This is a genomic window from Acidovorax sp. GW823-FHT02H02 (genome assembly GCF_058797075.1).
Map to the genome: position 1 here is coordinate 165,433 of NZ_JBXAJH010000003.1, position 13,222 is coordinate 178,654.

The following is a 13,222-nucleotide window of genomic DNA, read 5'->3' on the forward strand; positions in this document are numbered from 1 at the left end:
GCGGTTCGTTATGCAGTATTGAGCTAATGAAATAAAGAAACGGTTGTTTGCGTTTTATAGGGTCAACCCTAAGATGCGAAGAATCTCTTAACGAAAGGTGTCTCCGTGAACAAGCGCTCCCTGCTGCAATCCACCCTCGCTCTGGCCCTGGCCGCCGGTTTCACCACGGGCGCGCTGGCGCAGGACAAGCCGCTCAAGATCGGCGTGACGGCCGGCCCGCACGCCCAGATCTTCGAGCAGGTCAAGAAAGTGGCCGAGAAGGACGGCCTGAAAATCCAGGTGATCGAGTTCAGCGACTACGTGCAACCCAACGCCGCCTTGGCCGCGGGCGACCTGGACGCCAACGCCTACCAGCACAAGCCTTACCTCGATGCCCAGGTGAAAGACCGGGGCTACAAGATCGTCTCCGTGGGCTACACCGTCAACTTCCCCATGGGCCTGTACTCGAAGAAGGTCAAGGGTCTGAACGAGCTCAAGGAAGGTGCGCGTTTTGGCCTGCCCAACGACCCCACCAATGGCGGCCGTGCGCTGCTGCTGTTGCAGGACCAGGGCCTGATCAAGCTCAAGGAGGGTGCCGGCCTCAAGGCCACGCCGCTCGATGTGGTGAGCAACCCCAGGAAGCTCAAGTTTGTCGAGCTGGACGCCGCCCAGCTGCCGCGCTCGCTCGATGACCTGGATGCCTCGGCCGTCAACACCAACTTTGCGATCTCGGCCGGCCTGAACCCCAAGACGGACGCCATCGCCCTGGAAAACGCCAAGAGCCCCTATGTGAACCTGATCGCCGTGCGCGAAGCCGACAAGAACAAGCCCTGGGTGCCCAAGCTGCTCAAGGCCTACCAATCCGAGGAGATCCGCAAGTTCATCGAAGTGGAGTTCAAGGGATCGGTGCTGCCCGGGTTCTGATTTTTGCTACTCAAAAAATAGCTGCTGACGCTTTGCAATCAAGCGCCAGCAGCTTTTTTCATGGTCCATTCTGCTGGGTTGGCAGGCTGTGTGGTTGTCCTGGTTCGCCGCTGGCATGGGGTGTCCTGAAACGCTACCATGGCCTCCCGGTGCTTTGCCGGGTGTTTTCGTCCTCAGGAGGTTTTCATGAGCCAGTACAACATCGCCGTCATCGTCGGCAGTCTTCGCAAGGATTCATTCAACCGCAAGCTGGCTACGGCGCTGGCCCGGCTGGCGCCCGCAGACTTCAGCTTCACGCAGCTGCGCCTGGACGATCTGCCGCTCTACAACCAGGACGACGATGGCCAGCAGGCTGCATCGGTGCTGCGCTTCAAGGGTGAGGTCAAGGCCGCGCAGGGCGTGCTGTTTGTCACGGCGGAATACAACCGCTCGATTCCAGGGGTACTGAAGAACGCCATCGACAACGCCTCACGCCCCTACGGGCAAAGCGCCTGGGCCGGCAAGCCGGCGGGGGTGATTGGTGCATCGGTGGGCGCCATTGGCACCTCGATGGCGCAGCAGCACCTGCGCAATGTGCTGGCCTACCTCGACATGCCCACGCTGGGCCAGCCCGAGGCCTTCATCCATGCCAAGGAGGGGTTGTTCGATGCCGATGGCGGCATCGGTGCGGGCAGCCGCGAGTTTTTGCAGGGCTGGATGAACCAGTACGTGGCCTGGGTCAAGAAGCACGCCTGAGTTTTGCTGGTGAATAAATAGCGGCTCACGCGTGTTGGACATGCAATAGAGCCGTATTTGAAACCAAACGCAGAAAACCCGGCGCAAGGCCGGGCTTCATGAATGGCGAGAAAGAAAACAGGGCGCCCGTGGCGCCCTGTGTCTCAGGCAACTTGCGTTGCCTGGGCCTGGTTGGCGGCAGCCTGGTTGCGGATGGCCTGGGCGGCATCGGCCAGAGCCTGGGCCTTGGCGGCGTCGCCCATGGCCACGCCTTCAGCGCGCACAAAGCGCACATCGGTCACACCGAAGAAGCCCAGCACAACCTTGAGATAGCTCTCCTGGTGTTCCATGGCCTGACCGCCTTCGCTGGTGGAATACACGCCGCCACGGGTGGAGGCAATGATCACCGTCTTGCCCTTGGCCAGGCCTTCGGGGCCGTTGGCGGTGTACTGGAATGTGCGGCCGGGCTGGGCAATGCGGTCAATCCAGGCCTTCAGCTGGGTGGGAATGCTGAAGTTGTAGAACGGGGCTCCAATCACCACCACATCAGCCGCCAGGAACTGGCTCACCAGTTGCTCGGACACGGCGTTCTCGCGCTTTTGCACTTCGCTCAGGCCATCGGTCTGGCCGGTACGGGGCGCCATGGCGTCCATGGTGAAGTGGGCGGGAGCATTGGCCACCAGGTCGAGATAGCTCACCTGGGTGCCAGGGTGGTTGGCCTGGTAGGCCGCCACGATCTGTGCGGTCAACTGGCGCGAAACGGAGTTGGCACCGGTGATGGCGGAATCAATGTGAAGCAGTTGCATGAGGTTCTCCGGGGGTTGTAGGGAGCCACCTGGTGTGGCCTAGGTATCAATTGTCGATGGATCTTGATTTGTTGATAAGCCAGCAAAATTGCGATAGATTGTCCCGCTTATAGGACAATCATCGCCATGCAAGATCTCAACGACATGCTGTATTTCGCCGAAGTGGTGGAGCGTGGTGGGTTTGCCGCTGCGGGCCGGGCCCTGGGCATTCCCAAATCCCGGCTGTCGCGGCGGGTGTCGGAGCTGGAAACCCAGCTGGGCGTGCGCCTGCTGCAGCGCACCACGCGCAAGCTCTCGCTGACCGAAGTGGGCGAGGCCTATCTGCGCCACTGCCAGGCCATGCGCGAATCGGCCCAGGCGGCGGCCGACACCGTGGCCCAGGTGCAGACCACCCCGCGCGGCACCATCCGCGTGAGCTGCCCCGTCACGCTGGCGCAGACGGTGCTGGCCGAGCTGATGCCGCAGTTTCTGGCCACCTATCCCGAAGTGCGGGTCGAGATGCTGGTGAGCAACCGCGCGGTGAATCTGGTGGAGGAGGGCATCGACGTGGCGCTGCGCGTGCGTTCCACGCTGGAGGACAGTGGCAGCATGGTCGTCAAGCGCCTCGACGATGCCCGGCAGATTCTGGTGGCCAGCCCCGACTTGCTGGCGCGCCAGGGCATGCCGCGCACACTGGAAGACCTGGCCCGGCTGGACAGCATTGCCATGTCGGCCGTGGATGGGCGCTCCACGCTGCGTCTCGTCGGCGAAGGCGGTCGCGAACAGACGGTGCACCACCAGCCGCGCTATGTGGCCGATGACTTGCTCACCCTCCAATTCGCCGCCCTGGCTGGCACCGGCATGTGCTGGCTGCCCGACTACATGTGCATCGAAGAGTTGCGCGTGGGCCGCCTGGTGCACTTGCTGCCCGACTGGGCGCCACCACGCGGCATCGTGCATGCGGTGTTTCCTTCGCGCCGGGGACTGTCGCCCGCGGTGCGGCGGTTTCTGGACTATTTGGGCGAAACCATGCCGGGTTGCAGCAGCCAGGTCACCCGCATGGCCGGACAGGGGTTGGATGGCGCAGGCATCTAGGCGTCTAGCCCCTTCCATGGTTTGAATAGATGTTTTGGCGATTAAATAACAAGAATTAAGTCGTTTGGGTTTTAAAGAGTGGATCGCAGAATGCCAGCGCTGTGACCACCACTTCCATCATCATCGTTCCGGGCTGGCGCGACTCCGGCCCCGGCCATTGGCAAAGCCTGTGGGCCGAGCGCCTGCCCCAGGCCCGCCGCGTGGTGCAGGACGACTGGATCACGCCCACACGGCTGGCCTGGGTAGGCCAGCTTGAAAAGACCGTGCTGGCTGCGCCCCACCCCGTGGTCATCGTGGAGCACAGCCTGGGCTGCATTGCCGTCACCCATATGGGCGCGCAAGCCGCAGCCCGCGTGTGCGGCGCGCTGCTGGTGGCCCCGGCCGATCCGGAGCGCCGCGCCGTCCTGAACGACTTTGCGCCCGTGCCCTTTGCTGCGCTGCCCTACCGTTCCATCGTGGTGGCCAGCAGCAACGACCCGTATTGCCCCATCCGCCTGGCGGGCGCCTACGCACGGGCCTGGGGCAGCGAATTCGTGCGCATGCAGAACGCCGGGCACCTCAATATCGACTCCGGCCATGGCGAATGGCCGCTGGGCTGGGCGCTGCTGCAGTCGTTGCAGGGCGAGCCCACCGTGGTCCGCGCCCCGGTGCCCGGCCATGCGCAGGCTTCGCCTGCAGCGCCGGTGTTGTAAAAATACTTCTGAATCAATAGCTACTTGTGCTTACGAGTAAAGCACTGGCGGCAGTTTTTGGTGAAGCACACCATGTCTTTCGCATTCTGGTCTGCAAGCTGAACTTCCTATATTATTAAATTCGATTAATTAACAAAAATATATTCTTTTGAGTTTTAAGCGTCATTCCGCACAATGGTCAATCCCCAGCTTTTCATCAGGCGACGCACCATGACGACTTCTCTGAAACTCAAGACCCTTCTGGCCGCACTGGCCCTGGCGAGCAGTGGTTTGGCTGCTGCGCAGAACCAGCTGCTCAATGTGTCGTACGACGTAGCCCGCGAGTTCTACAAGGACTACAACGCAGCGTTTGCCGCGCATTACAAGAAGACCACCGGCCAGGACGTGAAGATCGACCAGTCGCACGCCGGCTCCAGCGCCCAGGCGCGCGCCGTGAACGACGGCCTGGCCGCCGATGTGGTCACCATGAACACCACCACCGATGTGCAGTTCCTGGCCGACAACGGCGTGGTCGCCAAGGATTGGTCCAAGAAGTTCCCCAACGATGCATCGCCCACCACGTCCACCATGCTGTTTCTGGTGCGCAACGGCAACCCCAAGGGCATCAAGGACTGGGACGACCTCATCAAGCCCGGTGTGCAGGTGATCGTGGTGAACCCCAAGACCGGTGGCAACGGCCGCTATGCCTACTTGGCCGCCTGGGGTGCCGTGCGCGAAAAGGGTGGCACCGATGCGCAGGCCGCCGAGTTTGTGGGCAAGCTCTACAAGAACGTGCCGGTGCTGGCCAAGGGCGGCCGCGACGCCACGGCCACGTTTTTGCAGCGCAACCAGGGCGACGTGCTGATCACGTTCGAATCCGAAGTGGTGTCGATCGACCGCGAGTTTGGCGCGGGCAAGGTCGATGCGATCTATCCGTCGGTGAGTGTGGTGGCCGAGAACCCCGTGGCCGTGGTCGAGCGCACTGTGGCCAAGAAGGGCACGGCGCAGCTGGCCAAGGCCTACCTGGATTACCTGTACTCCGACGAGGCGCAGGAAATCGCTGCCAAGCACGCCATTCGTCCGCGTTCGGAGAAAGTGCTCAAGAAGTACGAAGCCACGTTCAAGCCGCTCAAGCAGTTCACCGTGGCCAAGTACTTCGGCAGTCTGACCGAGGCGCAGAAGGTGCACTTCAACGATGGCGGCCAGTTCGACAAGCTGTATAGCGCCAAGTAAGCCATGAGTGCTGCGACCTCTGTGCCCGCGCGGGGCGCCGTGCCGCCCTCCGCGCAGGCCGGCCGGCGTACGCCCCAAAGGGTGCTGCCCGGCTTTGGCCTGACGCTGGGCTACACGCTGTTCTACTTGAGCATCATCGTGCTGATCCCGCTGTCGGCGCTGATCTTCAAGACCTTCACCCTGACCTGGGAGCAGTTCTGGGCCGCTGTCAGCGCTCCGCGCGTGCTGGCCTCGTACCGGCTCACTTTTGGCGCCTCTTTTCTGGCGGCGCTGGTCAATCTGGTGTTTGGCCTGCTGATCGCCTGGGTGCTGGTGCGCTACAAGTTTCCGGGCAAGAAAATCGCCGATGCGCTGGTGGACCTGCCGTTTGCGCTGCCCACCGCCGTGGCAGGTATTTCGCTCACCGCCTTGCTGGCCAGCAACGGCTGGGTCGGGCAAATCCTGGAGCCTCTGGGTATCCAGCTGGCGTTCAAGCCCGCCGGCATCGTGATCGCGCTCATTTTCATCGGTCTGCCGTTCGTGGTACGCACCGTGCAGCCCGTGCTCGAAGACGCCGAGAAAGAACTCGAAGAAGCGGCCACCTGCCTGGGCGCCACGCGTTTTCAGACCTTCACCAAGGTCATCCTGCCCTCCATCACGCCCGCGCTGCTCACCGGCTTTGCCATGGCGTTTGCGCGGGCGGTGGGTGAATACGGCTCGGTGATCTTCATCGCGGGCAACATGCCCATGGTGTCGGAGATCACACCGCTCATCATCATCGGCAAGCTGGAGCAGTACGACTATGCAGGCGCCACGGCCGTGGCGGTGGTGATGCTCGTGATTTCTTTCATCTTGCTCTTGGTCATCAATGCGCTGCAAGCCTGGCAGCGCCGGAAGTCATGAATCACCCCCTGAGTCGCTTCGCGCCTTCCCTCTCTCTCGCTTCGCGGAAGGGGGATGCACCCGGCGGCCTGGCAAAGCCAGTTCCACGGGTGCACGGGTCTGGGCTGCGCCCGCTTCAAGCGCACTGCGCCTTGCACAAACGACATGAATAATCGAACTGTTCGCCGCGCGCGCGCCGGCACGACCGAAGCGCCCTGGGTGCGCTACACGCTGATCGGCATGGCGCTGGCCTTCATGCTGCTGTTCCTGGTGCTGCCGCTCGCCGCCGTGTTTGCCGAGGCGCTGCGCAAGGGCTTTGGCGCCTACCTGGAGGGCCTGCGCGAGCCCGATGCCTGGTCGGCCATCAAGCTCACGCTTATTACTGCCTTGATTGCCGTACCGCTGAACCTGGTGTTTGGCGTGGCAGCCGCCTGGTGCATTGCCAAGTACGAGTTCCGGGGCAAGGCGTTTCTGACCACGCTGGTGGACCTGCCGTTTTCGGTATCGCCCGTGGTTGCCGGGCTGGTCTATGTGCTGATGTTCGGCGCCCAGGGCTGGTTCGGCCCCTGGCTGCAAGCGCACGACATCAAGATCATCTTTGCCGTGCCCGGCATCGTGCTGGCCACCGTGTTCGTGACCTTTCCATTCATCGCGCGCGAGCTGATCCCGCTGATGCAGGCCCAGGGCAACGACGAGGAGCAGGCCGCCATCGTGCTGGGCGCCACCGGCTGGCAGACCTTCTGGCACGTGACCCTGCCCAACATCAAGTGGGGCCTGCTCTATGGCGTGATTTTGTGCAATGCACGCGCCATGGGCGAGTTCGGCGCGGTGTCGGTGGTGTCGGGCCATATCCGCGGGCAGACCAACACCATCCCGCTGCATGTGGAAATTCTCTACAACGAGTACCAGTCGGTCGCCGCGTTTGCCGCCGCCTCTCTGCTGGCCTTGCTGGCCCTGGTCACCCTGGTCATCAAGACCATTGCCGAACACCGCAACGAGCAGGCCCTGAAAGCCGCCGCCGAGTTGCCGCCCGAGCGACCCGCACCTGCGGCTGTCGCCCGCTGAAGGAAGAACACCATGAGCATTGAAATCCGCAACGTCAGCAAGCAGTTTGGCGACTTCCAGGCCCTGCGCGATGTCAGCCTCGATATCGCATCGGGCGAACTCATCGCGCTGCTGGGACCCTCGGGCTGCGGCAAGACCACCTTGCTGCGCATCATCGCGGGGCTGGAGACGCCCGACACCGGCAGCATCCACTTCAGCGGCGAAGACACCACCGACGTGCATGTGCGCGAGCGCAACGTGGGCTTCGTGTTCCAGCACTACGCGCTGTTCCGGCACATGACGGTGTTCGAGAACGTGGCCTTTGGCCTGCGCGTCAAGCCGCGCGGCCAGCGGCCCGGCGAAGCACAGATCAAGCAGAAGGTCATGGACCTGCTCAAGCTGGTGCAGCTGGACTGGCTGGCCGAGCGTTTCCCATCGCAGCTCTCGGGCGGCCAGCGCCAGCGGATCGCTCTGGCCCGGGCGCTGGCGGTGGAGCCCAAGGTGCTGCTGCTCGACGAGCCCTTTGGCGCGCTCGATGCCAAGGTGCGCAAGGAACTGCGCCGCTGGCTGCGCCGCCTGCACGACGAACTGCATGTGACCAGCATCTTTGTGACGCACGACCAGGAAGAAGCGCTGGAAGTGGCCGACCGTGTGGTTGTCATCAACCAGGGCCGCATCGAGCAAAGCGGCTCGCCCCAGCAGGTGTGGGACCAGCCGGCCAGCCCCTTCGTCTATGGTTTTCTGGGCGATGTGAACCTGTTCCACGGCCGTGCGCACGAGGGGCTGGTGCACCTCGAAGGCATCGAGCTGGATTCGCCCGAGCACAGCCAGGCGCAGAACGCCAAGGCCTTCGCCTATGTGCGCCCGCACGACCTGGATGTGGAACGCTATGCGCCCGGCGCCGGACTGGACGCCACAGGCCGCCCGCGCGGCATCGTCGCGCAATTGAGCCGCGCCATCGTGGTGGGCCCGATTGCGCGGCTGGAACTTATTCCCATCGACGACCACAAACCAGCGGACAATGCGTCCCCGGAGTCCTTGATCGAAGCGCAGATCCCTGCGCAGCAGTTCAAGGAAATGGGTTTCAAAGAGGGCGAAACGCTGGTGGTGACACCGCGCCGCGCCCGCGTTTTTCTGGACGAGGCCGCTGGGATTTGACCCCTTGAGCCGCTTCGCGTTTTTCCCCAAGGGGACGATGGCCTTTGTTGCGTGCGGGGCGGACCATGCTGGCCGTCTGCTGGCCTGGGCCGTGCCGGTTTCATGGGCAATGCCTTGGGCAATTGCTATTGGATAAGGGAGAAGGAATGAATTGGTTGACTACGGCCCCGCGCCGTGTACTCGCGCTCATCAGTGTGGCCTGTGTGGCCCTGCTGGCCTTTGGCATGTATCTGCAGCATGTGGTGGGCCTGGAGCCTTGCCCGATGTGCATCGTGCAACGCTATGCGCTCGTTGCTGTCGCAGTTTTCGCAGGCTTGGCAAGCGCAAGAGGCAACAAGGGCTGGTGGATGACATTCGCTGCGCTGGCCATGGTCTCGGCTGGTTTTGGCGCCTTCGTGGCGGCCCGCCAGAGCTGGCTGCAATGGTATCCCCCCGAAGTCGCCACCTGTGGCCGGGATTTCTACGGAATGATCGAGAACTACCCCATCAGCCGTTCCATCCCCATGATCTTCCGGGGCTCGGGCGACTGCACGGCGATCGACTGGACGTTTCTGGGTGGCTCGATCGCCAACTGGTCGTTTGTCTGCTTTGTGGGGTTTGCTGTGGTGCTGCTGGCGCTGCTGGTGCGTGGGTTCACGACGGGCAACCGGGAGGGCTCGGGCTATTCGATGGCGTGATGCCTTGATGGCTCAGCATGGACCTCGCACAAGGCGCTCTTCGGAGCGCCTTTTTTGTCGATTGGGGTGTCACTGTGGTGATTCATCGGCGCATCAGCAGATGGCGAAATTTAATAAAGTTTCTTCACACAGCATGTATGCCGCAACCCTGCGGGCCTGTAGAGCACGATCTGCGTCAGACGGACCGGAAATTGTTGACAACTTCAACGTGTTACCAGATCCTACAACTCTGCTCTTGATGCCGTGCGGATGTGCGCTTCGGAGCGTCGTCGATGCGGTCTCCTTGCTTTCCCTTTCCTATCCACCTGCATGAAATAGAAAATGAAAGTTTCTCTGTCGCTAGCGCTTCTCTCTGCGGTCGTTTTATCCGGATGTGCCTACAACGTCTCGCCTTATGGCGCTTCGGTAAAGAACGTCGAATCGATTAAATCCCTCGACATAAAACCTGTTGCGGTCGAACCTTTCCAGGCCTCAAAGCCGGGGCAGTCATCCATCACTTGTCGTGCCGCAGGTCCCGTGACCGTTTCTCCTAGTTTTGAGAGTTATATCGAAAAGGCGCTGATCGATGAACTCAAGTTGGCCGGCGCCTATGACCCGAGTTCCAAACTCATACTGAGGGGCAAACTCGAAGAGATTGATTTCAGTTCGGGCATGACCGACGGAAAGTGGCTTTTCACGGTCACGATTTCCAACGCCAGAAACGAGAGCTTTACCACGAAGTCCATATTCGGTTTTTCCGGGAGCTTTGTAGCAGACAAAGCCTGCCAAGAAACGGCCCAGGCTTTCGGGCCGGCCGTTCAAAAGCTCGTAGAGGATATCGTCCGCGATCCGAAATTCAAGCAAGTCGCAAATTAACGAGACCTCACCCTGCGCTCCACCTGACCGCCCAACAGCGGCGCTGTTGGGTTTCCGTCGCAGCCCTCGGGCGCCCATATCCCCTGCGGGTGCGGAAACCGCACCCCCTCGGTTCCATCCACCCAGGCCGGCAGCTTGTGCATCACGCTGGCGAGCAGCGGGGCCGCCTGCCACTGCGCCAGCCAGGTCTGCAGATGCGGCCAGGGCTGGGCGGCCCACCAGTCTGCATCGATGCCGGCGAATTGGCGCACAAAGGGTGCAATGGCCATGTCGGCCAGGGCCGCATGGGAGCCGAACAGGTGGGGCTGGGTGAACAGGCGGGCATCCAGTGCGCTCAGCCAGGCCATGGCCTGCGCGCGCGCTGCGTCGATGGGTGCGTCGGGGTAGCGGCTGGGGTATTTGCAGCGGTCCAGCGCCTGCTTGAACGGGCCATCGCATTCCGCGATCAGGGCCAGCATGTCTTCCATGCTGCCGTGGCTTGGCGTGCGCCAGCCGTCGGGGTCGTGCTGTGCCAGCGCCCACAGCATGATGTGCAGGCTCTGCTCTAGCACCTGTCCACCAGGCAGCACCAGCACCGGTACGGTAGCCTTGGGCGACGCCTGCAGCAGACCCTGGGGTTTGTTCTTGAGCACCACCTCGCGCACTTCGCAGGTCTGGCCGCTCACCGCCAGTGCCAGCCGGGCGCGCATGGCGTAGGGGCAGCGGCGAAAGGAATAGAGAACGGGCAGGGCGCTCAAGTGGATTCGCCTTCGCTGCCACCCTTTTTCCTGGCGATGGCCCGCGCCGGGTTGCCTGGTTGCAGCGCGCCAATGTGTGCCTGCCCGCGCCGGGCGGCCAGCTGCATCTGTCGCTCGCGTTCGGCCAGCGCGCGCTCCTGCCCGGGTGTGCGGGTGCCGTGGCAGTAGGGGCAGCTCACGCCGGCCACGTAGTGGGGTGATGCCAGCTCGGCGGCGCCCAGCGGCATGCGGCACGAGCGGCACAGCTGGTGGTGGCCGGGCACGAGACCGTGGCCTACTGACACGCGCTCGTCGAACACAAAACAGTCGCCGTGCCAGCGGCTGGCTTCCTCGGGCACGGTTTCGAGGTATTTGAGGATGCCGCCTTCGAGGTGGTACACCTCGTCGAAGCCCTGCGACTTGAGGAAGGCCGTGGATTTTTCGCAGCGGATGCCGCCCGTGCAGAACATGGCCACGCGCGGCTTGCCGGCCAGCACGCCGCCGGGTTGCGATTGCGCCGCCACCCAGGCCGGAAACTCGGCAAAGCTTCGGGTGTGCGGGTTGATGGCGCGCTCGAACGTGCCGATGCCCACCTCGTAGTCGTTGCGCGTGTCCACGACCACCACGGCGGGGTCGCCGATCAGCGCGTTCCAGTCCTCGGGCTTCACATAGGTGCCCGCGTTGCGCGCGGGGTTCAGGCCGGGCACGCCCAGGGTGACGATCTCGCGCTTGAGCCGCACGCGCATGCGGTAGAACGGCTGGCGGTCCGTGGGCGCCTCCTTGTGCTGCAGGGCGGCAAAGCGGGCATCGCTGCGCAGCCAGGCCAGCACGGCCTGCACACCGGCCGGTTCACCCGCGATGGTGCCGTTGATGCCCTCGGGCGCCAGCAGCAGCATGCCGCGCACACCGCGCTCTTCGCACAGGGTCTGCAGCGGCGCGCGCAAGGCGGCGCAGTCGGGCAGATCGACAAACTGGTACAGGGCGACGGTGAGGAAGCGGGGTGTGACCGGGTGCACGAAAGGGGCGCCGTGAAGTTGCAGGGAAGGTGGTGCAGATGCGCTGGCTGTGGTCAGCGCCTGGGGGTTTTACAGCTTCTTGACCAGCACCTGGCTGCGCCGGTCCCAGTTGTATTTGCGCTTGCGTGCGTCGGGCAGCCAGTCGGGGTCCACCACCACGAAGCCGCGCTTGATGAACCAGTGCATGGTGCGCGTGGTCAGCACGAAGATGCTTTCCAGCCCCATGGCGCGGGCGCGCTGTTCGATGCGCTTGAGCAGCTTTTCGCCATCGCCCGTGCCCTGGCTTTGCGGCGACACGGTGACCGCCGCCATCTCGGCGGTCCTGGCCTCGGGGTAGGGGTAGAGCGCCGCGCAACCGAAGATAACGCCATCGTGCTCGATGATGGTGTAGGTGGCGATGTCGCGCTCGATCTCGGTGCGGTCGCGCTTGACCAGCGTGCCGTCCTTCTCGAACGGCTCGATCAGCTGCAGGATGCCGCCCACATCGTCGATGGTGGCTTCGCGCAGTTCTTCGAGCTTTTCGTCGATCACCATGGTGCCGATGCCGTCGTGCACATACACCTCCAGCAGCAGCGAGCCGTCGAGCGCGAAGGGAATGATGTGGCTGCGCTCCACGCCGGCCTTGCAGGCTTTTACGCAGTGTTGCAGATAAAACCCTGTGTCGGTGGGCCGCTGGGCGGTGGGCAGCGTGGCCAGCAGGGCCTGGGCGGCAGCCAGCGGCAGCTCGGTGTCGATGGGGTTGTCGTCGCTGGCGGGCTCGCCGGGCTGCATGCGGATGCCGGAAACCTCGGTCAGAAAGATCAGCTTGTCGGCGCGCAGCTCGATGGCCACGCTGGTGGCCACTTCTTCCATGGCCAGATTGAAGGCCTCGCCGGTGGGCGAAAAGCCAAACGGCGATAGCAGCACCAGCGCGCCCATGTCCAGCGTGCGCTGGATGCCCCCTGCGTCCACCTTGCGCACCAGGCCCGAGTGCTGGAAGTCCACCCCATCCACAATGCCTACCGGCCGCGCCGTGAGGAAGTTGCCCGAGATCACGCGCACCGTGGCGCCGGCCATGGGCGTGTTGGGCAGGCCCTGGCTGAAGGCGGCCTCGATCTCGTAGCGCAGCTGGCCGGCGGCCTCCTGTGCACAGTCGAGCGCCACCGAGTCGGTGATGCGGATGCCGTGCGAATACCTGGCGGCATGCCCCTTGGCCTCCAGCTGCTCGTTCACCTGGGGGCGAAAGCCATGCACCAGCACGATCTTCACGCCCATGGCCTGAATCATCGCCAGATCCTGCGCAATGTTGTGCAGCTTGCCCGCCGCTATGGCTTCACCCGTGAGGCCCACCACAAACGTCTGGTGGCGAAATTTGTGGATGTAGGGCGCCACCGAGCGGAACCAGGGCACGAAGGTGAAGTTGAAAACGGCGGACATGGGCGGCGGGGTGGCGGTCGGGAAAAGTGAAGAAAGCAGCCGGGGCTGGGATAATTTGCGATTCTCTACGAAGTTTCT

Annotated in this window: 14 protein-coding genes; 10 read left to right on the forward strand and 4 right to left on the reverse strand. The window is 63.3% G+C overall.

Features of this window, described 5'->3' with window-relative positions; genetic code table 11:
• The first annotated feature begins 105 nt into the window (after positions 1–105).
• The gene (locus AC1RDS_RS04350; RefSeq protein ID WP_348683734.1) at positions 106–903 is read left to right on the forward strand and encodes a MetQ/NlpA family ABC transporter substrate-binding protein; all 798 of its coding nucleotides are present in this window, start codon (positions 106–108) and stop codon (positions 901–903) included.
• Positions 904–1,089: 186 nt separating this feature from the next.
• Positions 1,090–1,638, forward strand: a complete 549-nt coding sequence (locus AC1RDS_RS04355; protein WP_348683736.1) for an NADPH-dependent FMN reductase — start codon at positions 1,090–1,092, stop codon at positions 1,636–1,638.
• A gap of 143 nt (positions 1,639–1,781) precedes the next feature.
• On the opposite strand, the gene AC1RDS_RS04360 is transcribed toward AC1RDS_RS04355, so the two are convergent.
• On the reverse strand, positions 1,782–2,423 hold the full coding sequence (locus tag AC1RDS_RS04360) for an FMN-dependent NADH-azoreductase (protein ID WP_092700671.1): 642 nt from the start codon (positions 2,421–2,423) through the stop codon (positions 1,782–1,784).
• A gap of 126 nt (positions 2,424–2,549) precedes the next feature.
• Here AC1RDS_RS04360 and AC1RDS_RS04365 point away from each other — a divergent pair, with 126 nt between their 5' ends.
• From AC1RDS_RS04365 to AC1RDS_RS04400, 8 genes are all read left to right on the forward strand, one after another.
• Positions 2,550–3,497: a LysR family transcriptional regulator gene (locus AC1RDS_RS04365; RefSeq protein WP_348683739.1), complete on the forward strand. Its 948-nt coding sequence runs from the start codon at positions 2,550–2,552 to the stop codon at positions 3,495–3,497.
• 101 nt (positions 3,498–3,598) lie between these two features.
• Positions 3,599–4,189: an RBBP9/YdeN family alpha/beta hydrolase gene (locus AC1RDS_RS04370; protein ID WP_492226696.1), complete on the forward strand. Its 591-nt coding sequence runs from the start codon at positions 3,599–3,601 to the stop codon at positions 4,187–4,189.
• 210 nt (positions 4,190–4,399) lie between these two features.
• The gene (locus AC1RDS_RS04375; RefSeq protein WP_092700667.1) at positions 4,400–5,401 is read left to right on the forward strand and encodes a sulfate ABC transporter substrate-binding protein; all 1,002 of its coding nucleotides are present in this window, start codon (positions 4,400–4,402) and stop codon (positions 5,399–5,401) included.
• Between the two features lie 3 nt (positions 5,402–5,404).
• Complete coding sequence (gene cysT / locus AC1RDS_RS04380) at positions 5,405–6,283, forward strand: sulfate ABC transporter permease subunit CysT (RefSeq protein ID WP_348683743.1); 879 nt, start codon at positions 5,405–5,407, stop codon at positions 6,281–6,283.
• Positions 6,284–6,427: 144 nt separating this feature from the next.
• Positions 6,428–7,327, forward strand: coding sequence for a sulfate ABC transporter permease subunit CysW (gene cysW, locus AC1RDS_RS04385; RefSeq protein WP_092700664.1), 900 nt, complete (start codon positions 6,428–6,430; stop codon positions 7,325–7,327).
• Positions 7,328–7,339: 12 nt separating this feature from the next.
• The gene (locus AC1RDS_RS04390; protein WP_348683745.1) at positions 7,340–8,464 is read left to right on the forward strand and encodes a sulfate/molybdate ABC transporter ATP-binding protein; all 1,125 of its coding nucleotides are present in this window, start codon (positions 7,340–7,342) and stop codon (positions 8,462–8,464) included.
• A gap of 146 nt (positions 8,465–8,610) precedes the next feature.
• Complete coding sequence (locus tag AC1RDS_RS04395) at positions 8,611–9,141, forward strand: disulfide bond formation protein B (protein ID WP_287876127.1); 531 nt, start codon at positions 8,611–8,613, stop codon at positions 9,139–9,141.
• Positions 9,142–9,462: 321 nt separating this feature from the next.
• On the forward strand, positions 9,463–9,996 hold the full coding sequence (locus AC1RDS_RS04400) for a hypothetical protein (protein ID WP_348683747.1): 534 nt from the start codon (positions 9,463–9,465) through the stop codon (positions 9,994–9,996).
• Here AC1RDS_RS04400 and AC1RDS_RS04405 read toward each other — a convergent pair.
• The 3 genes from AC1RDS_RS04405 to argA form a co-directional block, all read right to left on the reverse strand.
• Positions 9,993–10,733 carry a glutathione S-transferase gene (locus tag AC1RDS_RS04405; protein ID WP_348683749.1) on the reverse strand — a complete coding sequence of 247 codons (741 nt, stop codon included), beginning with the start codon at positions 10,731–10,733 and terminating at the stop codon, positions 9,993–9,995. The two genes, AC1RDS_RS04400 and AC1RDS_RS04405, sit on opposite strands and share 4 nt — an antisense overlap.
• Complete coding sequence (trhO, locus tag AC1RDS_RS04410) at positions 10,730–11,728, reverse strand: oxygen-dependent tRNA uridine(34) hydroxylase TrhO (protein WP_348683751.1); 999 nt, start codon at positions 11,726–11,728, stop codon at positions 10,730–10,732. The genes AC1RDS_RS04405 and trhO overlap by 4 nt, the downstream gene beginning before the upstream one ends.
• A 69-nt stretch (positions 11,729–11,797) precedes the next feature.
• Positions 11,798–13,144, reverse strand: a complete 1,347-nt coding sequence (gene argA / locus AC1RDS_RS04415) for an amino-acid N-acetyltransferase (RefSeq protein WP_492226697.1) — start codon at positions 13,142–13,144, stop codon at positions 11,798–11,800.
• Positions 13,145–13,222: the final 78 nt, after the last annotated feature.

Excerpts from the sequence above, each read along its gene's own strand:
- AC1RDS_RS04355 (WP_348683736.1), top strand. The coding sequence starts at position 1,090 with ATGAGCCAGTACAACATCGCCGTCATCGTCGGCAGTCTTCGCAAGGAT.
- AC1RDS_RS04360 (WP_092700671.1), bottom strand. The coding sequence starts at position 2,423 with ATGCAACTGCTTCACATTGATTCCGCCATCACCGGTGCCAACTCCGTT.
- AC1RDS_RS04365 (WP_348683739.1), top strand. The coding sequence starts at position 2,550 with ATGCAAGATCTCAACGACATGCTGTATTTCGCCGAAGTGGTGGAGCGT.
- AC1RDS_RS04375 (WP_092700667.1), top strand. The coding sequence starts at position 4,400 with ATGACGACTTCTCTGAAACTCAAGACCCTTCTGGCCGCACTGGCCCTG.
- cysT (WP_348683743.1), top strand. The coding sequence starts at position 5,405 with ATGAGTGCTGCGACCTCTGTGCCCGCGCGGGGCGCCGTGCCGCCCTCC.
- cysW (WP_092700664.1), top strand. The coding sequence starts at position 6,428 with ATGAATAATCGAACTGTTCGCCGCGCGCGCGCCGGCACGACCGAAGCG.
- AC1RDS_RS04390 (WP_348683745.1), top strand. The coding sequence starts at position 7,340 with ATGAGCATTGAAATCCGCAACGTCAGCAAGCAGTTTGGCGACTTCCAG.
- AC1RDS_RS04395 (WP_287876127.1), top strand. The coding sequence starts at position 8,611 with ATGAATTGGTTGACTACGGCCCCGCGCCGTGTACTCGCGCTCATCAGT.
- AC1RDS_RS04400 (WP_348683747.1), top strand. The coding sequence starts at position 9,463 with ATGAAAGTTTCTCTGTCGCTAGCGCTTCTCTCTGCGGTCGTTTTATCC.
- argA (WP_492226697.1), bottom strand. The coding sequence starts at position 13,144 with ATGTCCGCCGTTTTCAACTTCACCTTCGTGCCCTGGTTCCGCTCGGTG.